The sequence below is a fragment of the Nocardia sp. NPDC059154 genome (assembly GCF_042755705.1).
In the GTDB taxonomy this organism is placed as follows: domain Bacteria; phylum Actinomycetota; class Actinomycetes; order Mycobacteriales; family Mycobacteriaceae; genus Nocardia.
Genome location: NZ_JBHZCS010000089.1, coordinates 679 through 22770, shown reverse-complemented (window position 1 = coordinate 22770; position 22092 = coordinate 679). Strand labels below are relative to the sequence as shown.

Genomic DNA, 22092 nt, shown 5'->3' with positions numbered 1-22092 from the left:
CAGCGTGGGGAATCGGGCGAAAATGCCGCGGTGAGAGCTCCCTCGTCAGGACAGCGGCCGAACCGGATGGCGGAGCAGGGTGCGCATGGCGGCGTCCTGGGTCCGGCGCGGGTCCGAGAGGTAGATCTCGTGGTGGCGGCCGTTCATGGTCAGGTGGTGTTCGGCCATGAAGGCTTCCATGCGGGCGAGGGTCTCGGGTTCGGTGGCGTACGGGCCGCGATGCATGACCTGGATGGCGTCGCCCTCGGTGAGCTGTTCGAAAGTGGCTCCGGAGACCATGTCCGGGGTCACCGGGTCGGGCATGCGGATCATCATGGTCCAGTGCCATTCGTCACGCGGCACCTCCAGGGCAGGGCGGTCCGACTCGACCCACCACAGGCCCTCCAGCTTGGGGACCACGAAGTCGTTGCCCTCGGCCTTGGCGATCTTCTTGGCGCCGTAGGCGGCTCGGTACAGGGTCGAGACGGCTTCGGTGTAGGCGTCGCCGAGAGGTGCGCCGACACCACTGACCGTGGCGTAGTTGCAGGTCCGGAAGGTGCGCAGGACGGGATCGGTGGGGGCGTCGTAGTAGTGCCTGTCGGTCTTGGCCAGGTCCAGTTTCATGGGTGCTCCTCCCTCGGGGTCGATTCGAGAATGCGGTCTCCCGTGACGGGAGGGTCAAACCAGGCGCGGCGTGGCGACCGGGAACCGGACCGCGCACCCCGGTTCCTGGGGCTGGATCGCGGCCACCGCAAGCACCAAGGTCACTATGGTGAGCATGCGGATGGTGTTGTGGCGCGCGTTGATCGGCGTGCTGCTACGGGTGGTGGGGGTTGTGGCGGTGCCGGGGCGGGCGGGGGCCGAGGCGCAGTATCAATGGCACGAGGAGTTCATCACCGCACCGGACGGGACGCGATTGCACGCGGACGTGCTGCGACCCGTCGGAATCGCCGACGATGTGCGCACACCGGTGATCATGACCGTCAGCCCGTACCGGGCGCACCTCATGCGGTTGAGCGAACCGCGGATCAAGGGCGGGCCGTCCACCGACGATCTGCCGGCGTCGATGTTCCTGCAGGCCGGATACACCTACGTGATCGTGGATCTGCGCGGGTTCGGCGGCTCCAACGGCTGTCCCGACTTCGGCGGGCCGGGCGAGCGGTCGGATGTGAAGACCGCGGTGGAATGGGCTGCGGGACAACCGTGGTCGACCGGCCGGATCGGGCTGGCCGGCACCTCCTACGAAGGCTGGACCGGGCTCATGGGACTGGCCGAGCAGCCCGCGGGCCTGGCGGCGGTGGCCTCCTTCGAACCGGTCGTGGATCCCAACACCTACCTCTACATGCAGGGCATCGCCTGGAAGTTCTCGCTCAAGCCGATCAGTGAGAATGGTTTCCGGCCCGGCGATCTCGCGGGCTTCGAGCATCTGATGATCGCCTCCACGCCCGCGTATCCGACCGATTCGGCCGAGTACAAAGCGAATGCTTCGAGCATCGATCCGGCCTGCTATCAGCACTACCTCGCCGAAACCACCAACCACGACGCGAATTCCGCATTCTGGCGGGACCGGAATCTGGTGGAGAAGGTGCGGGGCAACACCATTCCGCTGTTCCTCAGCCAGGGCTTCGTCGACTACAACACCCGCCCCGACCGGGTCTTCCCGCTGTGGAACGCGCTCGGCCCGGGCGAGCACAGGGCCTGGTTCGGGCAGTGGGGTCACCGCGACTGCACCGAGAAATGCGGTTCATCCGACTTCGCCACCGAGCTGCTGGCATTCTTCGACCGGCACGTGGCGGGCAAGGACGTGACGGTGCCCGGGCCTCGGATCACCGTCGGCCAGTTCGACGGCCGGTGGCGATCGGAGACCGCGTGGCCGCCCGCCGACAGCCACGCCGTCGACATCGATCTACGCACCGGACGCTACAACGACCGCGGCCTGCTCCCGGGCGCGGACCGTGAGATCTGGACCGTGACCCAGCCGCTGGACCAGGACCAGCACCTGTCCGGGCAGGCGACGGCCACCCTCGGCCTGGACGGGCCCGCCGCGGCGGCCGTGACGGTCGAGGTCTACGACATCGACCCGAACAACCGGGCGACCGTCATCACCCGCGGCATCGCCCCGGTCACCCCGACCGCCCAGGTCCGGCTGCTCGCCCAGGACTGGCCCATCGCCGCCGGCCACCGGATCGGCATACGCATCACCGATGTGGTCGACGACGTGTGGGCGCACCCGCCGGCCTTCGCACCGGTCACCGTCACCGCAGCCCAGATCCACCTGCCGCTGCTCGCCGCGATCCGCACCCCCGACCTGCCCGGCGACACGAGCGAGGCCATTCCGAAGTGGCGGAACGAGAAGTCGGTCTCGCTGGCCCCTGATGTGGTGAACAATGCCAGTGTGACCGTGAACTTCCCGCCCAGGGCCGGCGGATAGGCCGATGACCAGCACCGCGCCGACCGACGCCCACACCGTCGACGATGCCACCGCCGAGCGGCTGGCCGCGGCGCTACGGTGCCGAACCGTCTCATACGAGAACCGTGACCGCATCGACCCCGCCGAGTTCGACCGCCTCATCGCTCACCTCGAACAGTCCTTCCCACTGGTCCACAGCCACCTCACCTGGGAAACCTTCGGCCACAGCCGCCTGTACCGCTGGGCGGCCGCCGACGGGCCGGATGAGGCTGTGGCGGCGATTCTGCTGGCGCATATGGATGTCGTGCCGGTGGACGATCTGGAGGCGTGGACACATCCGCCCTTCGACGGGGTGGTGGATGACGAATTCATCTGGGGCCGTGGGGCTATCGATGACAAGAGCCGGGTGCTGGCGATTCTGGAGGCGGTCGAGCGGGCGCTGGGTGCGGGTGTCCGGCCCAGGGAGACCGTGTATCTCGCGTTCGGGCACGACGAGGAGATCTTCGGCGCCGAGGGCGCGGGACGGATGGCGCAGCGGTTGCGTGACGCCGGTGTCCGGGCCCGGTTGCTGGTCGACGAAGGCGGCGTGATCACCACGGGCGTGGCCGACGGGATCGACGTGCCGGTGGCCACGATCATGGTGGGCGAGAAGGGGTTCGCGACGGTGCGACTGTCGGTGACCGATGTGGGCGGGCATTCGTCCATGCCGGGACGGCAGACCGCGGTGGGGCGGCTGGCGCGGGCGGTGGCGCGGATTCAGGATCATCCGTTCCCCCTGCGGTTGACGCCGGTCGCGGTCGACATGCTCACGCGGGTACGGGAATTCATGTCCGAACCGCGCCGGACACTGCTCGGGCTGGTGCACGTGGCCGGGGCCATCGCGGCGCGGGTGCTGGCGGCCCGGCCGCAGACCGAGGCGCTGGTGCGGACCACCACCGCGCCGACCATGATCAGCGGCGGGGTCAAGCCCAATGTGCTGCCGCAGCGGGCCGAGGCGTTCGTGAACTTCCGTATCCTGCCGGGCGATTCGGTGGCCGATGTGCTGGCCCACTGCCGGAAGGTGGTGCGGGACAAGGGCGTATCCATCGAACTCGACGGCACCACCTCCGAGCCCTCGGTCGACCCGTCGGCGGGCCCGGACTTCGATCTCGTCGCCGCCGTCGCGCGCGAGGTGGCGCCGGGCATCGCCGTCACGGTCGGTGTCGTACCGGGCGCCACCGATTCCCGCTACTACGACGATCTCGCGGCCACCCGCTGTAATTTCGCGCCGATCATCCTGACCGCCACCGATCTGGAGCGTATCCACGGCACGGACGAACGCATCTCCCGCGCCGATTACGCCCGATTGATCCGATTCAACCGGCTTCTTCTCGACCGCCTCGTCGGCTGACCTCGGCAACCGCCGCTCCCACCGCGCGGATTCGCCCGTCCGGCCCCACGACGCGCCGGATGCGCGAGAATGACTCCGCCGGTACTCGACATTTCGGGCGCACCGTGTTGGGCGGGCGCACCCTCCGGCAGCGTGACGACCTGAAGGGAGCGGCGAATGACCCGCACGGAAACCGGTGAATTCCAAGGAGCGGAGGGCCGCGTGTTCTGGCAGGCGTGGCTGCCCGACGGCGAACCCCGCGCCGTCGCCGAGATCGTGCACGGGTACGCCGAGCACTCCGGCCGGTACGCGCATGTCGCGCAGCGGCTCACCGAGTCCGGGTTCGCGGTCTACGCGCTCGACCACACCGGGCACGGCAAATCGGAGGGCCCGCGGGCGAATGTCGTCTCGCTGGATACCGCGGCCGACAATGTGCGCACCATGCTCACCACCGCCACCGGACGCCATCCCGGACTGCCGAGCTTCCTCATCGGCCACAGCATGGGCGGCCTCACCACCGCCTACCTGGCCACCCGCGACCAGCCGGAGGTGACCGGCGTCGTGCTGTCGGCCCCGGCCATCGATATCGAGGCGGGCAATGCGGTGCAGCGCCTGGCCGCGCCGCTGGTGTCGAAGTACCTGCCGAATCTGCCGGTGGTGAAGCTGGATTCGAAGCTGGTGAGCCGCGACCCCGAGGTGGTGCGCGCCTACGACGAGGATCCGCTGGTGCACCACGGCGGCGTCCCGGCCCGCACCGCCGGTGAGATGCTGCGCGCGGGCGAGTACGTCAAGTCCCACCTGGACCGCCTGACCGCCCCGCTGCTGGTCCAGCACGGCACCTCCGACGGCCTCGCCTCGCCCACCGGCAGCGACCTGCTGGAGCGGAGCGCGGCGTCGAAGGACAAGACGGTCATCCGCTACGACGGGCTCTACCACGAGATCTACAACGAGCCCGAACAGGACAAGGTGCTCACCGACCTGGTGAACTGGCTCGAAGCGCACCTGCCGCAGAACTGAGCCGGCGGCCGTGATCGGCCGGAATCCACTGCGCCACTCCGGATTCCGGCCGTTGGTCCGCTACCGGTAAGCGTTCAGGCAGGCGTCCTCGCCGTCCAGCACCCCGGTCCGGAAGGCCTCGAGCCGCACGAAGCCGCTGGGGACCACAGCGCCGTTGACGTCGGCGGCGGCCAGTCCGTCGAGCAGTAGTCCGGAGATCGCCGCGTCGAGATCGGTTGCGGAGAGCTGCAAGTCGCTGCCGGGCCGGCTGAGCTGGGTGCTGTACACGCCCGAGAAGCAGGCGGCGCGCAGGCCCGCGGTGCCGGCCCCGGTGATGCTCAGCTTCCGGGCCTGCTGCACGGCGAGCATGTAGCGGGAGACGAAGACGACGAAGGCGTTGTAGTCGCCGCCCACCATGGCCGAGAACAGATCACCGTTGTCACCGGCGACCGCCCGTTTCGCCAGGGCAGGCACGTCGGTGCCGATGACATTGGTGCTCGGGCAGTACGAAACCGGTTGGGTCGCGGTCACGTTCGGGCAGGTGCGGGTGGCACCCGTGTAGTCGTAGGCGGGTTCCGGCTGGATCGGGTAGGTGCGGGCCAGCGACTGCGCCACCAGCGTCAGGTCGGGCTGGTCCACCGGCAGCTGCTCGGCCTTGTCCCCCGGCTGGAAACTGGTGGGCAGGGTGCCGCGCCGTTTCTGAAGCTCGCTGCGGGTGATGCCCTTACACGCGGTCGCGCCGTCGGTGTAGCCCATCTGCACGGCGGTGACCCGTTCGAACGCGGTCCCGTGCTCGTCCTGCGACGCGCCGGGTTCCCGGTCCCGGAAGGAGATGACCGCGGCCAGCACGCCGTTCAGCCCGTCGGTGGTGTTGAGGGTGAAGTGCCGCGAATTCCCCTCCGCCACCGAGCGCAGGAACACCCCGGCGAAGCAGTCGGCCTGCTGTTCGCGCACCACGCTCGAGGTGAAGAGGCCGTTCAGTTTGGCCTGCGCCTGGACGGAGTGCCCGTATTCGTGGGCCAGCACCATGACCACCGCCAGCTGCCCGAACTTCTTCACGAGTTCGGGCAGCAGGGTGCCGCGGTCCCAGCCGATGGTCTGGTCGACGCTGCAGTAGGCGGCATTGACCTCCTGATAGGTGCTGCTGCGGCAGAAATCGACGGCCCGGGCACGGGGGGCGGTGGAATCCCAGGAGATGAATCGGGTCACCGGTGTGAAGGTGCCCGGAAAGGTCTTGGCATACTGCCCTTTCCAGTAGTCGGCGATATCGGAGATGGCGTTCAGGGCCAGCTTGTCGATGGCTCCGCCGTCCCCGTTCTCGGCCCGCAGATCCGCGTCCGGCACCCCGGCCCGGGGACCGCTGGGCCCACTCGCCGAGGTCTGCCCGGTCAGTTCCCACGGATTGGTCGTCGCCGGAGCCGAAACATTCTGTGCGGCTGGTCCTTTGACGGCCGAACAACCGGTGAGGACCACCCCCGCCACCAAGAGCACGACGGCCAGCCCCAGCCGCACCCGCGACGTCCCCATCTCGCCTCCCGCTTACCACTCGGGACCTGCTCCGAGTATCCACCGACTTATCGCACGAAGTCCGCGGTCTCGCAACGGCCGGTGGGAATCATCGGCCCGGTCACGGCGCGCCGCTCGCGACACGCATCCGGAAAATCAGCTGAGACGGCCGCCGCATCCATGGCACAGTCGAGCATCATGAGCGACTACCGCCGCCTGAACCGGGCCAACTGGGACGATCGTGCTCCCCTGCACGCCGGTTCCGGCGAGTACGCCCTCGACAAATTCCGGACCGATCCGTCGTTCCTGAGCCACGTGGTCCGCTTCGACCTGCCGCGCCTCGGCGACATCCGCGGTCTGGACGCGGTGCACCTGCAATGCCACATCGGCACCGACACGCTCTCCCTCGCCCGGCTGGGCGCCACCATGACCGGCCTCGACTTCTCCCCCGCCTCGCTGGCCGAGGCCCGCAAGCTCGCCGAAGCCAGCTCCACGCCAATCGATTTCGTCGAGGCCGATGTCTACGACGCCGTAACCGTGCTCGGCGCTGCGCGATTCGATCTGGTGTACACCGGCATCGGGGCGCTGTGCTGGCTGCCCGACATCCGCCGGTGGGCCGAGACGGTGGCCGGGCTGCTGCGGCCGGGCGGGCGGCTGTTCATCCGCGACGACCATCCGGTCCGGATGGCCGTAGACGAGGCCCGCACCGACGCGCTCACCCTCGGCTACCCGTACTTCGAGACACCGGAGCCGATGGTGTTCGACGACGGAACCACCTATGTGGACACCGATCTGGCGGTCGCGCACAGCACCACCCACGAGTGGAATCACGGCCTCGGCGAGATCGTGGAGGCCGTCCTGCAGGCCGACCTGACCCTCACCCAGCTCGTCGAGCACCACAGCGTGCCGTGGGAGGCGCTGCCCGGTCGCATGGTGTGCGGCGAGGACTCCGAATGGCGGCTCGCCGAACACCCCGAACGGCTGCCCCTCAGCTTCACCCTGCAGGCGCGCAAACTCTGACATCGAAAAATGTTCGTGCGCATCCGGTTCCGCCCCGGATACGATCCGGACGCCACATGGAGTAGATCAGCGGTAGATCACCCGGCTCTTAACCGGGAGGGCGCAGGTTCGAATCCTGCCTCCATGCCCACCCTGGCCTAGCTCGGCGGCAGAGCACCCGGCTGCGGACCGGGAGGGCGCGAGTTCGAATCTCGCGGCCAGGTCTGCTTGTCACCGATTCAGGAGTTCCCTTGTCCGATCAGGTCTTTCGCTACGGTCCGCAGCGGTATGCGACGGGGCAGCTGTCCCGCGCGCTGACCGCTATCGCGCGCGCCGGGGCGAACAAGGCCGAACGGACACGGGCAGAAGCCAAGGCGCAACGCTGGCGCGAGGTACTGGACGGGCTGACGAGCGGCCGCGTCACGGTCGGCAGTCGCACCCCCGTCGCCGACCTGCCCGCCTGGGTGACCCTGGAGGTCACACACGGCGGATTCACCACCGGCCGCGGCCTCGCCGAGGCCCGGCTCACCCGGGAGGAGGCGGAACGAGTCGCCGACCTGCCCGCCGAGGTGCCCGGCGACAACCCCCGCGAACGTCTCAACCTCTGGTACCTCGGCGACGCCGGCCAGGCCGAACTCCTGGCAGCCCTGCGCACCGGCCACTATCGCATCCAGCTCGCCGAGCAGGCGGCGCTGCTCGTCGTAGCCCTGTTGCTGGACAAGGGTTTTCCCGAGCAGGCGCTCGACCTGGTCGCCGAACTCCGCCCGTACATGTCGCGCCTGCGCTTCACCCCCGTCTTCGACCCCGTGGCCCGCCCCTCCGGCGCGGCGGTGCGCGTGGCGACCGTCGGCGAGGCCGCCGACGCCCTGCGCGCCGTGCGCACCCCGGAACAGCTGACCCTCATGCACGCCACCATCGAGGTCTGGACCCCGCTCTACGACCGTCTGGTCGCACTCTGGTGCGCCACCGTCGACGGCGACCTCCCGTGCCTCGACCCCACCGGCACCGTCACCGGCGGCCTTCCAGGCAGCACCCTCCCGCCCCACTGGATGCACGAACGTGCCCGATGGCTGGCCGATTTCGAGACCGCCCGCGCCACCCGGGAGTTCCGCGGCCGCCACGCCCACCGCAAGAGCAACTTCACCCACCTGCACGAGGCGCTGCTGAGCATCCGCGACGAGGGCGCCGCACAGTCGACGGACGCGGACACTCGGTCGGCACGTGCGAGTCTGCTGAACCCGCACCAGGTTGATCGAGTTCGTCGGGCGCTGGCCAACACGCTCACCAGGCACGGGGAACCTGGTAGCGCCGCCCGGGAATCCGCGCGGGCGGAACAGGCGGCCGCTATTGCCGCGCCGCTGTATACGGATTTCGCCGGCGTTCTCGTGACGCGCTTCGAACGCTTCCCCACGGATGGTGGCCTGCCCTCGCTGGATCCCGTGACCACTGCCGTCGAGGCGGACGACGAAGTGGCGATCGCCGACGGCACGGCTATCCCGCAGCATTTGCAGGACAAGGCGATTCGGGCGCTCGAAGCGCCCGCCGACGAGCTGGTCCGGCGAGGCGTCATCGGCTCCGGCGAGGTGCTGGCGGCGGTGCTGCCGCAGCTCACCTCCCGGCTACTGGCCGCCGACATCGCGGATCCGGTGGCGGCGAGCCTGTACGAGCAGATGTACACGGCCTTCCGGCAGCGACGCAGCCTGCTACTGCTCAACCTCCAGCATCAGGTGCGGTTCGACGAATTGCCCTGGGTCACAGCCCTGCACGCGCTGCGCACAGCGACCGGCACCGGGAAGACGGACGACGCAACCCGCGCCGGGTCATCCAATGGCCTCCGCTTCAGGAAGTCCCGGGAATCCCGCGACGGGAACTCCGGTGGTGGATCGGCGGCAGCGCGGCGGCTACTGCGGCAGACGACATTGCTGGCGATCGAGTCGTTTCCGGAGGCGGTGCTGCCGAACCCGCTGGTGCGGGAATTCCATACCCTCGCACAGCAGGCCGGGCTGCGGGTGCCGCTGGTCGAGGAGGTGGCGGCGGACATCTTCATGGGCACGTTCACCGAGAAGTGGCGGGCGGCGGCGATCATCGCGAGCCGGACGCTGGCAGGCACGCTGTACCAGCGGTATTACGACCTGCCGTCGGCGGACGACTGGCACGCGGGTGCGCGGAGCGAAATCCGCTGGGGCAAGGCCACTGCCACCGATTTCACGGAGCTGTGTGCGCGGCGCGCCGTCGAGGCGGGCACCCGGCACGACTATGTCGCCCGCAATGGCGCGCTGCTGGAGCAGAGCCAGATCCTGACCACCCACAATCTGGCGGTCCTCGTCGACGCGCTGGATCTGGGCGAACAGCTGCGTGAGTCCGCGCCCGATCTGGCGAACCGCACCTTCGACTGGATCATCCAGCGCCTGAGTCAGCCCGCCCACGGTCATGCCGCCCTCATCCAGGTCAAGAACGCCGCCTACGCGTGGCGGCAGGCCGTATTCCTGCTCAGCTATTGCGATCTCGCCACCCAGACCGGCCAGATCGACCGGCTGATCGACCAGCGCGCTGCCCCGCGCCTGGAGCCGGCCGTCGCGGGATTGGCCCACATCGTGACGGGCGGCCGGTTCGTGCGGAACGGGGTCGAGCCGAACGGCACCGGCCGCCGCCTGCTCGGCTGGGCGGTGGGACGCCACTGGTATTTCGGCTGACCGCAACCGTTTCGGTTGACGACGCCGGAAGTCCGAGCGCTGCCCGCGACCGAATCACTCCCTGACACGGTGGGGTGCGGAACCCGTGCCCCGCCCCTGGCGTCCAAGTGGGGAGACGCCGGACGATGGGAGGACGCCGATGGAACCGGAAGCCTTGCGGCGCAGGGCCCGATTGAGTCAATCGGGCGCCGAACACGAGCAGTCGCGGATCGCCGGGCACGGACTCGACCCGGATTACATCCGGCAGCTGGAGCATTTCCCCCAGTTCTCGCACGCGCAGATCCACGCCCGCGTCCAGGCCATGAACCCCGGCGACATGCACGCCGCCGCCCAGATCTGGGTGAGCATCGCCGACAGCATGTTCGGCGCCCTGAGCACCCTGCACGCCACCGTCCAGACCACCCTCGCCGCCGCCATGTCCGGCCACCTCGCCGACGCCGCCGAGACCGCCGCCCGCCAATTCGTCCGCGACGCCACGGATGTCGCCGAAATCGCCCACAGCACCGGCCACCGCGTGATCGCCGCCGCCTACGGCGCCGAAGCCGTCCGGAAAACCGTGCCACCACCCGTACCCGACGCCCCCGCCGACACCAAAGACGAGCAGTACCACCTCGCACTGGCCGCCCTGGATGCCAACTACGTGCCGATCTACCCACCCGCCGGCACGGCCATCCCCGCCTTCTTCGCACTCAGATCACCCGGCGACACGGCATCCGAAAACCTCGGCAGCACACCCGATTCCGCCCCGGACACAGCCCAGCCCACCACCTCGCTCTCGGATGCCTGGAGAGGCCCAGGTGGCAGTCACGATCCCGGACCTCAGCCTCCCGGCACCACAGCCGCCGCAACCAATCCGGGCGATTCCCAACGCCTTCCGGGCTCCGGGACAGAAGCCGATGCGCAAGATCCGGCATACCGGAGTCCCGACCGCCGAACCCCCGGCGATCAGCCCGCCCCACATCAGACCGATCCCGAAACCGAGCCCGCCACCACCACCCCACCCACTGCCCCGTTCACCCCGACCCCCGGCGGCCACCCGGCCATCCCGCTCTCCCCCGGCTCCACCCCCACTACCCCCGATCCGGGTCGCAGCTTCCCCGGCCCGCCCACCCCCGAACCCCTCGCCCAGCCGAGACAACCCAACTCCCCCAACCTCACCACCCCGCCCGGCTCAGCACCTTCCGGCATGTTCGCCCCCGGCGGCCGCCCCACCTCCGACCCGGATTCATCCCACCGCACCCCACCCTGGCTCATCCGCGACCGCCAGGACGAACTCCTCGGCACTCCCCTCCCCCACGTCCCACCCACGATCGGCGCCGAATTCCCCGCAGCCCGAAACGATCTCATGCAACCCAACATCGACGACCCAGGCTGATCCCTCGGCCGAACGAGCGCCGCGGAGCCAGCGATGGAGCGATTCCGCCGCTGCCTCGCGCGGCACACCTGGATTCGTGCTGCCGGCGGGGCTCCTACTCGCCGCCGAAGACGCGTTCCACGACCGTTTTGGCGCGGCGGGTGACGCGCATGTAGTGGTCGAGGAATTCGCTGCCGTCGTCGTTGGGCCAGCCGGCGACCCGGGCTACGGCGGAGAGGAGGGTGCCGGGGCCGGGGAGTTGGTCGGCGGGTTTGCCGCGGACCAGGACGAGGGCGTTGCGGGCCTTGGTGGCGGTGAGCCAGGCGTCGCGGAGGAGGGCGGCGTCGGCGGAGTCGATCAGCTCGGCGCGCTCGATGGCGTCGAGGGATTCGAGGGTGGAGGTGTTGTGGAGTTCGGGGACCTCGTGGGCGTGCAGGAGCTGCAGGAGCTGGACGGTCCATTCGATGTCGGCGAGGCCGCCGCGGCCCAGTTTGGTGTGGGTGGCGGGGTTGGCGCCGCGCGGCAGGCGTTCGGCGTCGACGCGGGCCTTGATGCGGCGGATCTCGCGGACGCCCTCGGGGGACATGCCGCCCTCGGGGTAGCGAATGGGATCCATGGTGCGCAGGAAGCGGATTCCGAGTGCGCGGTCGCCGGCGACCTGGTGGGCGCGCAGCAGAGCCTGCACTTCCCACGGCTGCGCCCACTGCGTGTAGTAGGCGGAGTAGGCGGCGAGCGTGCGGACCAGCGCACCGTTGCGGCCTTCGGGCCGCAGCCCGGCATCGACCTGGAGCGGCGGGTCGGTGCTCGGCGCGCCGAGCAGTCGCTGCACCTGTTCGGCGACGCTGATCGCCCATTTCACGGCGACCGTCTCGTCCTCACCGGGCCGCGGATCGCAGACGAACAGCACGTCGGCGTCGGAGCCGTAGCCGAGTTCCATCCCGCCCAGCCGACCCATGCCGATGACGGCGAAGTCGGCCGGCGCAGGCCTGCCGAGCTCGGCCTCACTGGCCCGGATCACGGCCTGCAGCGCCGCCTCCAGGGTGGCGATCCACACCGAGGACAGCGCCTCGCACACCTGCGGGACGTCGAGCATGCCCAACACGTCCGCCGAGGCCACGCGGGCCAGCTCGTGCCGGCGCAGCGAGCGCGCGGTCGCGACCGCCCGCCTCGGGTCGTCGTAACGCCGTGCGCCGGAAAGGATTCCGCGCGCCACATCCGAGGGCTTGGTGGCCAGCAGCAGCGGCCCGTCCGGCCCGTCGGCGTACATGCGAATGGTCTCGGGCGCATTGATCAGCAGATCCGGCAGGTACGCCGAGGACCCGAGCACGATCATCAGCCGCTGCGCGATGGCGCCCTCGTCGCGCAGTTCGCGCAGGAACCAGATCTCGTTGTCGAGCCCCTCCGACACCCGCCGGTAGGCCAGCAGGCCCGCGTCGGGATTCGGTGTCTCACCGAGCCATTCGAGCAGGGTCGGCAGCAGCAGCGCCTGGATCCGCCCCTTCCGCCCGATCTCCCCGGTCAGCGCCTTCAGATGCCCGAGCGCGTTCTCCGGCGCCACATAGCCCAGCGCGGCGAGCTGCCGCACCGCCGCCTCGGGGCTGAGTCGCAGACTGTCGGCGTCCAGGCGCGCAACCGATTCCAGCAGCGGCCGGTAGAACAGTTTGGCGTGCAGCCGCCGCACCCGCACCGCATTGCGCTTGATCTCGCTGGTGAGCACCCCGACCGCGTCCTGCCGCCCGTCGGGCCGCATGTGCGCGGCGCGGGCCAGCCAGCGGATGCCCTCCTCGTCCTCGGGGGCGGGCAGGGTGTGGGTGCGCTTGAGTCGCTGCAGCTGCAGGCGGTGTTCGAGCAGCCGCAGGAATTCGTAGGAGGCGGTCAGGTTGGCGGCGTCGTCGCGGCCCACGTAGCCGCCCGCGGCCAGCGCGGTCAGCGCCTCCACCGTGCCCTGCACGTGCAGCGATTCGTCGGCCTTGCCGTGCACCAATTGCAGTAGCTGGACAGCGAATTCGACGTCGCGCAGACTGCCGTGCCCCAGTTTCAGTTCGCGTTCGCGCAGGTCCGCGGGTACCAGGTCCTCGACGCGCCGCCGCATGGCCTGCACGTCCGCCACGAAGTCCGGTCGCTCGGAGGCCGCCCACACCATGGGCATCAGCGCGTCGCGGTAGGCGGCGCCGAGTGCGAGATCGCCGGTGGCGGGCCGCATCTTGAGCAGCGCCTGGAATTCCCAGGTGCGCGCCCACCGCTTGTAGTAGGCGATATGCGAGTCCAGGGTCCGCACCAGCGCGCCGGCCTTGCCCTCCGGCCGCAGCGCCGCGTCGATCTCGAAGAAGGCCGCGCTGCCCACGCTCATCATCTCGGCGGCGAGCCGGGTGGCGGAGGTGTCGGCCGGTTCGGCGACGAAGATGACGTCCACATCGGAGACGTAATTCAGTTCCCGCGCACCGCATTTGCCCATGGCGATCACGGCCAGCCGGACCGGCGTCTCCCGGTCGGGGCACACCCGGGCGATCGCCACCGACAGCGCCGCGGTGAGCGCCGCATCGGCCAGATCGGTGAGGTGCCGGCCGACCTGCTGGTACGGCAGCACCGGTTCGTTCTCCACGGTGGCGGCCAGGTCGATGGCGGCCAGCAGCATGAGCTGATCGCGATACCGCTTGCGCAGCAAGGCGATCGCCTCCGGCCCGGCCACGCCTGCCCGGTGCATCATGGGCCCGGCGTTCTCCCCGGTCTCCGGGGTGGCGCGCACGGCGTCCAGCAGATCCGCGAGCAGCTCCGCACGATCGGGCAGTGTCTTCCGTTTCAGCAGCTGCCAGGAGCCCGGATCCGCCACCAGATGATCGGCGAAGGCGCTCGACGAGCCGATGAGGGCCAGCAGCCGCCCGCGCAGCGCGGGGTCCCGGCGCAGCTCGTAATCCAAAGCGGCCCAGTCGCTCCCGAGTTGCTCGCGCAGCCGGATGAGCGTCAGCAGCGCCAGATCGGCGTCGGGGGACCGCGACAGCGCCCACAGCAGTGGCACGCTGTCCACGTTGTCCCACGCCAATTCTCGCAGAGAGTTGGCGGCCGACGGCTCGAGCAGACCGAGCCGTCCGACACCGGGTACAGCGGAGCGAGCAGTCGGTGGCCGAACCATGCCCTTCAAATTACATGTCACGTTGATCGGACGTGCCGCCCATCCCTCTCAAACGGGACATCGTTGCCCGCTCGCAGCCGGTTCGACTCCTGAATGCACCCGCCCCGGTCCCGAAAATCCCGAGAGCACTCCACCCACAGTTCGCGGCCCGCCTCGGCCTGGACTGACGGAGCGGGGGAGCGGAGGAGGGAAGGCCGAAGTTACAGGGCCGCGAACCGCCCGCAGCGAAGCGGAGGGCAAAATGTCACAGCCCCAGGTATTCCTTCAGCTCGTAGGGCGTCACCTGGGCGCGGTAGCCCGCCCACTCGCGGCGCTTGTTGCGCAGGAAGAAGTCGAAGACGTGCTCGCCCAGCGTCTCGGCGACCAGCTCGGACTTCTCCATGGCCTTGAGCGCCTCGTCCAGCGACGCCGGCAGTTCGCGGAAGCCCATCGCCCGACGCTCGGCGCTGGTCAGCGACCACACGTCGTCCTCGGCCTCCGGCGGCAGCGTGTAGCCCTTCTCGATGCCGCGCAGACCCGCGGCCAGCAGCACCGCGAAGGCCAGGTACGGGTTGCAGGCGCTGTCAGGGCTGCGGATCTCGACGCGGCGCGAGGCCGACTTGTTCGGCGTGTACATCGGGACCCGCACCAGCGCAGAGCGATTCGACCGGCCCCAGGAGGCGGCCGTCGGCGCCTCGCCGCCGTGGATCAGGCGCTTGTAGGAGTTCACCCACTGGTTGGTGACCGCGGAGATCTCGTGCGCGTGCTCGAGAATGCCCGCGATGAACGCGCGCGCGGTCTCCGACAGGTTGTCCGGGTCGTCCGGGTCGGCGAAGGCGTTCTGCTCACCCTCGAACAGCGACATGTGGGTGTGCATGGCCGAACCCGGGTGGTCGGCGAACGGCTTGGGCATGAAGCTCGCCCGCACGCCCTCGTCGATGGCCACTTCCTTGATCAGGTAGCGGAAGGTCATGACGTTGTCGGCCATGGACAGCGCGTCCGCGTAGCGCAGGTCGATCTCCTGCTGGCCCGGCGCGCCCTCGTGGTGGCTGAATTCCACGGAGATGCCCATGGATTCCAGCGAGTCGATGGCGTGGCGGCGGAAGTTCGGGGCCTCGTCGTGCACGGCCTGGTCGAAGAAGCCGCCATTGTCGGCCGGAACGGGCGGGGTGCCGTCGTGCGGGTTCGGCTTCAACAGGAAGAACTCGATCTCGGGGTGCACGTAGCAGCTGAAGCCCAGGTCGGCGGCCTTGTTCAGCTGGCGGCGCAGCACGTGCCGGGGATCGGCCCAGGACGGCGAACCGTCCGGCATGGCGATATCGCAGAACATGCGCGCCGAGTGCTGGTGCCCCTTCGACGTGGACCACGGCAGCACCTGGAAGGTGGACGGATCCGGCTTGGCCACCATGTCCGCCTCGGAGACCCGGGCAAACCCCTCGATGGCCGAACCGTCGAAGCCGATGCCTTCCTCGAAAGCGCCCTCCAGTTCGGCGGGCGCGATCGCGACAGACTTGAGATATCCCAGGACATCGGTGAACCACAGTCGCACGAATCGGATATCCCGTTCTTCGAGCGTCCGGAGCACGAATTCCTTCTGACGGTCCATGACCGCGAGCGTAGGGTCCTGGAGTTAAATCCGTGTTACATGAACGTCAGGAGGCGCGGCGAGTCGTGCCCACTCAACACGTGAGGCCCGCCGCAGGCTCTTTCAGATCAACGAGATACGAAATCACCGGGTCGTCGACGCACTGAACTCCGGAGAGCGACACGGTGTGTCGGGTGCCCTTGTAGGTGATCAGCGACGCGCCGAGCTGCTGCGCCAGGTTGACGCCGGCCTGGTACGGGGTGGCCGGGTCCTCGGTCGTGGAGATCACCACGGTCTTCGGCAGCCCCTGGATCGAAAGCTTGTGCGGCGCGCTGGTATTCGGGACGGGCCAGATGGCGCACAGTTCCAGCGGCGCGGCATTGCTGCCGTGGCCGTCGTCGAGGAAGGGGGCGACGCGGCGGTAGTCGGCGTCCTGCTTGGCTGCGACGGATCGGTCGGTAATGGCCGGGTCGTCGACGCAGCGAATGGCATTGAACGCGTCGGAACTGTTGTCATAGGTGCCGTCGTCGTGGCGGCCGTCGTACATGTCGGCGAGGGCGAGCAGCGTGTCGCCGCTGCCCTGGGCCAGTTCACGCAGGCCCTTGGTGAGCGCCGGCCACAGGCGGTTGGAGTAGAGGGTCTGCTGCACACCGGTGATGGCGTCGCCGTAGTGCAGGCCGCGCGGGTCCTGAGTGGGAACCGGCTTGTCCCACAGCGGATCCACCAGCGAGCGGAACTTCTTGGTGGCCTGCCCCGGGTCATCGCCGAGCGGGCAGTTGGTCTTCTCCTTGGCCGCGCAGTCCACGGCGTAGGCGTCGAAGGCCTTCTGGAAGCTGGCGGCCTGCGCCACCGACTCCTTGACCGGATCCTGCTCGGGGTCCAGCGCGCCGTCGAGCACCAGCGCGCGCACGTGGTCGGGGAACTTCTCGGCGTAGGCGTAACCGAGGCGGGTGCCGTAGGAGTAGCCCAGGTAGGTCAGCTTCTGATCACCCAGCGCCGCCCGGATCACGTCCATGTCCTGCACGACCTCCCGGGTGCCGACGTGGGCCAGGAAGTCCTTGCCGGTGCGCTCGACGCACTTGCCGGCGAAGTCCTTGTTCTCGGTCTCCGCGGCCGCGATGCCCGCGGGTGAGTTGTCCTTGTTGGGCTCGGCGCGCTGGGCGTCGTCCTCGGCCGCGGTCATGCACTTGATGGAGGGCTGCGACGCGCCGATGCCACGCGGATCGAAGCCGATCCGGTCGAACCGTTCGGCCAGCTGGGTGCTGTCACCGAGGGTGACCATGTTCAGTCCGGTCACGCCGGGACCGCCGGGGTTGAGCAGCAGCGAGCCGATCTTGTTGCCGGTGGCCCGGACCCGCGAGATCGCGATCTTGGCGGTCGCACCGTTGGGATTGGCGTAGTCGACCGGCACCGTGACCCGCGTGCACTCGGAGTTCTTGGGCATCTCGTCTTCGCTGTAATCGGCACAGCTACCCCAGGTCAGGGTCTGGTTGTAGAAGGAATCCATCCCCACCGGTGTGCTCGAGGTGGGCTTGCCGTCCACCACGCTGGTGCACGCAGCCGCGGTCATCGCCAACGCCGTCACCAGGAGCACGACCCGGCCGGTTCGCATCAACGCCATCCCACGATCGTGCCATCCCGCCGAAATCACCCTCGCACCCCTCGTCCGGTCCATATATCTCTCCGTTTACATTCCGACCGCCACCGTTGTTCACATTGCGGCCGTCGCCGCTGTGTACATCGCGTTCGCCACCGCTGTGCGAAACGTCACGCATGGCACGGATTCGGCAACGGTAGAGGTTCGGAGCCGAAACCACCGAGTACGTGGGCGTTCACACGGTAAGTCCCCAGTCCGCTCTCAGAAACGGCATGCTTAATGGGAGGTGACCTGGGGGGCTCTACTGATGAGGGATGCCATGACCGTGCAACGACATTCGCCGAATCGGTCCGCCGCGGCCGGATCCGGTTCATCGCGTTCACGCACCATCCGGGCCGCGGCCGCCGCGGCAGTGGCGCTGGCCGCCACCCTGGGCCTGGTGGCCTGCGGGCCGTCGACGCTGCCGGGGAATCCGATCGCACATACGCCGGGTGGCGTCACCCAGAGCCAGCCGATCGACTTCACCACGCCCCCGGCCGATCTCGACTCCGCCGTGCAGGGCGTGGTGCCGGGCATCGTGGACGTGAACACCGAGCTCGGGCTGCAGAACGGTGAGGGCGCGGGCACCGGCATCGTGCTCAGCTCGGACGGCTACGTGCTCACCAACAACCACGTGGTCGAGGGCGCGACCAAGATCTCGGTCACCGATCTGGGCAATGACCGGACCTACGACGCCACCGTGGTCGGCTTCGACCGCAGTGAGGACATGGCGGTCATCAAACTGACCGGTGCGTCCGGTCTGCAGACCGCGCCGCTCGGCGACTCGGACAAGGTGGCGGTCGGCGACACGGTGGCCGGCGTCGGCAATGCGGGTGGACGCGGCACGCCCACCGCGGCCGCGGGCAAGGTGACCGCCCTGGACCGGGCCATCACCGCCAGCGACGACTCCACCGGCAGCTCCGAGCAGCTGACCGGGCTCATCCAGGTCGCCGCCAATATCGAACCCGGGGATTCGGGCGGCCCGCTGGTCGACGCGGCCGGACAGGTCATCGGCATGGACACCGCCGCCTCCAAGGGCTTCCGTTTCAGCATCGGCGGTGGTGAGGGCTTCGCGATCCCGATCAACAAGGCGCTGTCGGTGGCCAAGCAGATCGAGGCCGGCCAGGCCTCGGACCGGGTGCACATCGGCGACACCGCGTTCATCGGCGTCTCGGTCAGCTCGGTCTCCGGCGGCGCGGAGATCCGGGGCGTGGTCCAGGGCGGCCCGGCGGACCAGCTCGGTCTCGAGGCCCGCGACGTCATCACCGGCGTCGACGACCACGCGGTCACCTCGGCCAACGACCTCACCTCGACCATGGATCAGCACCACCCGGGCGACACCGTCACCCTGAAGTGGACCGACCAGACCGGCCAGTCCCGGTCGGCCCAGGTCCAATTGGGCAAGGGCCCGATCGGCTAGCGAGTAGCGGGGAGAAGAGGCGAGGGGCGCCCCCTCGCCTCTTTTTCTGCGCGGTGTCTCTTTATCTGCGCGTGGTGTGAGGAATTGCATCCATGCCGGGAGCGGCCGGAATGGCAGACTGACATTCGTCAGAACAACCCGGGGACCCGGTCATGGGCCTCGAGGAACGACGAAAGGGACGATGATGTCCGTATCCGATGCGGAAACCCCTGTGTACGGGTCTGCGGCGCCGAAGACTCCCAAGCGCGGGGAGGCGGAGCGCCGGCGGAAGACGCGAGTGCAGCACCTGCAGCAGATGAAGCAGGCCGGTGAGCGCTGGTCCATGCTCACCGCATACGACTACTCCACCGCCCGGCTCTTCGAAGAGGCCGAGATTCCGGTCCTGCTGGTCGGCGATTCGGCCGCCAATGTGGTGTACGGCTACGACACCACAGTCGCGATCACCGTCGACGAGCTCATCCCGCTGGTCCGCGGCGTGGTGCGCGGTGCGCCGCACGCGCTGGTGGTGGCGGATCTGCCGTTCGGCAGCTACGAGTCCTCCCCCGAGCAGGCCCTGGCCACGGCCGTCCGCTTCATGAAGGAGGGCGGCGCGCACGCGGTGAAGCTGGAGGGCGGTGAGCGGGTGGCCGACACCATCCACAAGCTGACCGCCGCCGGTATTCCGGTGATGGCGCACATCGGGTTCACCCCGCAGAGCGTCAACACCCTCGGCGGGTTCCGGGTACAGGGCCGCGGCGACGGGGCCGAGCAGCTGGTCGCCGACGCCATCGCCGTGCAGGAGGCCGGGGCCTTCTCGGTGGTCATGGAGATGGTGCCCGCCGAACTGGCCGGACAGGTCACCCGCAAGCTGACCATTCCGACCGTCGGCATCGGCGCCGGCGCGGAATGCGATGCGCAGGTGCTGGTCTGGCAGGACATGGTCGGCTACACCGGCGGCAAGACCGCCAAGTTCGTCAAGCAGTTCGCGGATGTGGGCGGTCAATTGCGTACCGCCGCAGCCACTTACGCCGACGAGGTGCGGCGCGGCGTGTTCCCGGGTCCGGAGCACAGCTACTGAGCCGCCCGGCCGCGCAGTGATCGAGAACGCCCCCGCGAGGATCGCGGGGGCGTTCTTTTCATAGCAGTCGGCTATTGGAATCTATTCGCCGCCGACCATCTCGGTCCACTGCGAACTTTTGGTGGCAGACTCGGAAGCCAACGAGCTGGATCGACCAAAGGGAAGTTCATGGATCGTGGAACGAGTCGCTGGATTCGGCGGGCGCCGCTACTGGTCGCGGCGGTGGCCACCGTCGCATTGACCGCGGCCTGCGGGGGCAACTCCTCGACGGGCTCGACGCAGCCGCAGGGCTCCTCCTCGCCGCTCTCCTCGACGCCGGGCAAGCCGACCACCACGGGCGGACCGACCACGTCGGCGGGCAGTGGCTCGGGGCTGACCGTCTCCGATGAGGCGGCCAAGCAGCTGTGCGACCTGATTCGGCCGCAGCTGTCGGACTGGCGGGTGCAGACCCCGACCATGGACAAGATCTCGCTGAACGCGACGGTGATCCAGTGGGCGACCCAGAACGGCTTCCTGCTGCAGTTGCCGAGCAATCGGGGCCTGGTCGACCAGGTCACCACCAAGGCCTGTCCGGATGTGCGCGATCAGGCCCTCTCCGCGATCGAGATCCCGGATCTGGCCTCGGGCCTGGCGGCCGGCTGATGCGCACGCTCTACCCGCCGATCGAGCCCTATGAGCAGGGCATGCTGGACGTCGGCGACGGCCAGCGGCTCTACTACGAGGTGAGCGGGAACCCGGACGGCAAGCCGGCGGTCTTCCTGCACGGCGGCCCCGGCGGCGGCACGTCGCCGTATCACCGGCAGTTCTTCGATCCCGAGGCGTACCGCATCGTCCTGTTCGATCAGCGGGGTTGCGGCCGGTCCACGCCGCACATCGCGGACGGGGCGAGCCTCGAGCACAACACCACCGGGCATCTGGTCGCCGATATCGAAAGGCTGCGAACGCATCTCGGCGTCGAGCAGTGGCTGGTGTTCGGCGGCTCCTGGGGTTCGACGCTGGCGCTGAGCTATGCGCAGGCCCATCCGGACCGGGTCACCGAACTGGTGCTGCGCGGGATATTCCTGTTGCGGCGCAAGGAAATCGATTGGTACTACAATGGCTCCGCGGGGTACGTGTACCCCGATGAGTGGGAGAAGTTCCTGGCGCCGGTGCCGGAAGCCGAACGCGGGCAGGACCTGATCGAGGTCTACCACCGCCTGCTGCACTCCCCCGATGCCGCCCTTGCCACCGACGCGGCCGTCGCGTGGTCCACCTGGGAGGGTGCCACGAGTTCCCTGCTGCCCCAACCGGAACGGGTCGCCGAAACCGCCGACCCGCGCTTCGCGCTGGCCTTCGCGCGCATCGAGAACCACTATTTCGTCAATCACGGCTTCCTCGACGAGGGGCAGCTGCTGCGCGACATCGGGCGCATCGCCCACATTCCCGGCGTCATCGTGCAGGGCCGCCACGACGTGGTGTGCCCGGCCACCAGCGCCTGGGATCTCCATCGGGCCTGGCCCGGTTCGGAATTGCACCTGGTGCCCGACGCCGGCCACGCCGCTCTCGAGCCCGGCATCACCCACCATCTGGTGGAGGCCACGGACAAGTACAGGATGTAGATGAGTACCACAGCCGGTCCCGCATTGGTCGACGCCGTAGCCGCCGATGTGGACCGGCTGTGTACCGCCGAACCCGATGTGCGCCAGGACCTTCCGGATTCGGTGCACAAGATGCGGGTGGCCACCCGGCGACTGCGCAGTGTCCTCAAGTCCTACCGCCGGGTGCTGCGGCGCAAGCCGGTCGGCGAGATCACCGACGAATTGCGCTGGCTGGCCGGACTGCTCGGGGTGGCGCGCGACGCCGAGGTGCGGGCCGAACGGTTCGCCGCGCTGCTCGGCGACACCGGGGTGCCGTTCGACGAGCAGACCGTGCCGCTGGGTGAGAAATCCGCTCCCCGAAAGGATTTCGGCCAGCGGCTGGTCGACGAGGAGCGCCGGTTC

The 22092-nt window shown here is 69.2% G+C and carries 16 protein-coding genes and 2 tRNA genes; 13 read left to right on the top strand and 5 right to left on the bottom strand.

Features of this window, described 5'->3' with window-relative positions; all coding sequences use genetic code 11:
• Window positions 1–45: 45 nt before the first annotated feature.
• Window positions 46–603, bottom strand: a complete 558-nt coding sequence (locus ACFXN1_RS45025) for a GyrI-like domain-containing protein (RefSeq protein ID WP_379440357.1) — start codon at window positions 601–603, stop codon at window positions 46–48.
• A gap of 70 nt (window positions 604–673) precedes the next feature.
• On the opposite strand from ACFXN1_RS45025, the gene ACFXN1_RS45020 reads away from it, so the two are divergent.
• From ACFXN1_RS45020 to ACFXN1_RS45010, 3 genes are all read left to right on the top strand, one after another.
• Window positions 674–2410 (top strand): CocE/NonD family hydrolase, encoded by a 1737-nt coding sequence (locus ACFXN1_RS45020; protein WP_379440358.1) that lies wholly within the window; start codon window positions 674–676, stop codon window positions 2408–2410.
• 4 nt (window positions 2411–2414) lie between these two features.
• On the top strand, window positions 2415–3779 hold the full coding sequence (locus tag ACFXN1_RS45015) for a M20/M25/M40 family metallo-hydrolase (protein WP_379440360.1): 1365 nt from the start codon (window positions 2415–2417) through the stop codon (window positions 3777–3779).
• A gap of 156 nt (window positions 3780–3935) precedes the next feature.
• Window positions 3936–4775, top strand: a complete 840-nt coding sequence (locus ACFXN1_RS45010) for an alpha/beta hydrolase (RefSeq protein WP_379440361.1) — start codon at window positions 3936–3938, stop codon at window positions 4773–4775.
• A 60-nt stretch (window positions 4776–4835) separates the two neighbouring features.
• On the opposite strand, the gene ACFXN1_RS45005 is transcribed toward ACFXN1_RS45010, so the two are convergent.
• The gene (locus ACFXN1_RS45005; protein WP_379440363.1) at window positions 4836–6281 is read right to left on the bottom strand and encodes a metallopeptidase; all 1446 of its coding nucleotides are present in this window, start codon (window positions 6279–6281) and stop codon (window positions 4836–4838) included.
• A gap of 177 nt (window positions 6282–6458) precedes the next feature.
• Here ACFXN1_RS45005 and ACFXN1_RS45000 point away from each other — a divergent pair, with 177 nt between their 5' ends.
• The 5 genes from ACFXN1_RS45000 (at window position 6459) to ACFXN1_RS44980 (ending at window position 11327) form a co-directional block, all read left to right on the top strand.
• Complete coding sequence (locus tag ACFXN1_RS45000; protein WP_379399840.1) at window positions 6459–7280, top strand: class I SAM-dependent methyltransferase; 822 nt, start codon at window positions 6459–6461, stop codon at window positions 7278–7280.
• A gap of 55 nt (window positions 7281–7335) precedes the next feature.
• A tRNA-Lys gene (locus ACFXN1_RS44995) sits at window positions 7336–7410 on the top strand.
• A gap of 1 nt (window position 7411) precedes the next feature.
• Window positions 7412–7483 (top strand) — tRNA-Arg (locus tag ACFXN1_RS44990).
• A gap of 27 nt (window positions 7484–7510) precedes the next feature.
• On the top strand, window positions 7511–9952 hold the full coding sequence (locus ACFXN1_RS44985; protein ID WP_379440364.1) for a hypothetical protein: 2442 nt from the start codon (window positions 7511–7513) through the stop codon (window positions 9950–9952).
• Between the two features lie 139 nt (window positions 9953–10091).
• A complete protein-coding gene (locus ACFXN1_RS44980) occupies window positions 10092–11327 on the top strand; it encodes a hypothetical protein (RefSeq protein WP_379440366.1) in 1236 nt (411 codons plus the stop codon).
• 94 nt (window positions 11328–11421) lie between these two features.
• Here the strand turns inward: ACFXN1_RS44980 and ACFXN1_RS44975 are convergent, their stop codons facing one another.
• The 3 genes from ACFXN1_RS44975 to ACFXN1_RS44965 all read right to left on the bottom strand — a co-directional run bounded on the left by ACFXN1_RS44975 (window position 11422) and on the right by ACFXN1_RS44965 (window position 17621).
• Window positions 11422–14436 carry a bifunctional [glutamine synthetase] adenylyltransferase/[glutamine synthetase]-adenylyl-L-tyrosine phosphorylase gene (locus tag ACFXN1_RS44975; RefSeq protein ID WP_379440367.1) on the bottom strand — a complete coding sequence of 1005 codons (3015 nt, stop codon included), beginning with the start codon at window positions 14434–14436 and terminating at the stop codon, window positions 11422–11424.
• A 244-nt stretch (window positions 14437–14680) separates the two neighbouring features.
• Entirely contained in the window at window positions 14681–16021 is a 1341-nt protein-coding gene (gene glnA, locus ACFXN1_RS44970) for a type I glutamate--ammonia ligase (protein ID WP_379399844.1), read from the bottom strand.
• 73 nt (window positions 16022–16094) lie between these two features.
• A complete protein-coding gene (locus ACFXN1_RS44965; protein ID WP_379399845.1) occupies window positions 16095–17621 on the bottom strand; it encodes an alpha/beta hydrolase in 1527 nt (508 codons plus the stop codon).
• Window positions 17622–17916: 295 nt separating this feature from the next.
• On the opposite strand from ACFXN1_RS44965, the gene ACFXN1_RS44960 reads away from it, so the two are divergent.
• From ACFXN1_RS44960 to ACFXN1_RS44940, 5 genes are all read left to right on the top strand, one after another.
• Window positions 17917–19056, top strand: a complete 1140-nt coding sequence (locus ACFXN1_RS44960; RefSeq protein WP_379440369.1) for a S1C family serine protease — start codon at window positions 17917–17919, stop codon at window positions 19054–19056.
• 184 nt (window positions 19057–19240) lie between these two features.
• Entirely contained in the window at window positions 19241–20113 is an 873-nt protein-coding gene (panB, locus tag ACFXN1_RS44955; RefSeq protein WP_379399847.1) for a 3-methyl-2-oxobutanoate hydroxymethyltransferase, read from the top strand.
• 168 nt (window positions 20114–20281) lie between these two features.
• Window positions 20282–20755: a hypothetical protein gene (locus ACFXN1_RS44950; protein ID WP_379399848.1), complete on the top strand. Its 474-nt coding sequence runs from the start codon at window positions 20282–20284 to the stop codon at window positions 20753–20755.
• Window positions 20755–21711: a prolyl aminopeptidase gene (pip, locus tag ACFXN1_RS44945; RefSeq protein WP_379399849.1), complete on the top strand. Its 957-nt coding sequence runs from the start codon at window positions 20755–20757 to the stop codon at window positions 21709–21711. Before ACFXN1_RS44950 ends, pip begins: the two co-directional genes overlap by 1 nt.
• A partial coding sequence (locus tag ACFXN1_RS44940; protein ID WP_379463952.1) for a CHAD domain-containing protein occupies window positions 21712–22092 on the top strand: 381 nt, incomplete at its 3' end.

Bases quoted from the DNA above. Each gene is read 5' to 3' on its own strand.
- ACFXN1_RS45025 (WP_379440357.1), bottom strand. From the start codon at position 603: ATGAAACTGGACCTGGCCAAGACCGACAGGCACTACTACGACGCCCCC.
- ACFXN1_RS45015 (WP_379440360.1), top strand. From the start codon at position 2,415: ATGACCAGCACCGCGCCGACCGACGCCCACACCGTCGACGATGCCACC.
- ACFXN1_RS45010 (WP_379440361.1), top strand. From the start codon at position 3,936: ATGACCCGCACGGAAACCGGTGAATTCCAAGGAGCGGAGGGCCGCGTG.
- ACFXN1_RS45005 (WP_379440363.1), bottom strand. From the start codon at position 6,281: ATGGGGACGTCGCGGGTGCGGCTGGGGCTGGCCGTCGTGCTCTTGGTG.
- ACFXN1_RS45000 (WP_379399840.1), top strand. From the start codon at position 6,459: ATGAGCGACTACCGCCGCCTGAACCGGGCCAACTGGGACGATCGTGCT.
- ACFXN1_RS44980 (WP_379440366.1), top strand. From the start codon at position 10,092: ATGGAACCGGAAGCCTTGCGGCGCAGGGCCCGATTGAGTCAATCGGGC.
- ACFXN1_RS44975 (WP_379440367.1), bottom strand. From the start codon at position 14,436: ATGGTTCGGCCACCGACTGCTCGCTCCGCTGTACCCGGTGTCGGACGG.
- glnA (WP_379399844.1), bottom strand. From the start codon at position 16,021: ATGGACCGTCAGAAGGAATTCGTGCTCCGGACGCTCGAAGAACGGGAT.
- ACFXN1_RS44965 (WP_379399845.1), bottom strand. From the start codon at position 17,621: ATGGCGTTGATGCGAACCGGCCGGGTCGTGCTCCTGGTGACGGCGTTG.
- ACFXN1_RS44960 (WP_379440369.1), top strand. From the start codon at position 17,917: ATGACCGTGCAACGACATTCGCCGAATCGGTCCGCCGCGGCCGGATCC.
- panB (WP_379399847.1), top strand. From the start codon at position 19,241: ATGTCCGTATCCGATGCGGAAACCCCTGTGTACGGGTCTGCGGCGCCG.
- ACFXN1_RS44950 (WP_379399848.1), top strand. From the start codon at position 20,282: ATGGATCGTGGAACGAGTCGCTGGATTCGGCGGGCGCCGCTACTGGTC.
- pip (WP_379399849.1), top strand. From the start codon at position 20,755: ATGCGCACGCTCTACCCGCCGATCGAGCCCTATGAGCAGGGCATGCTG.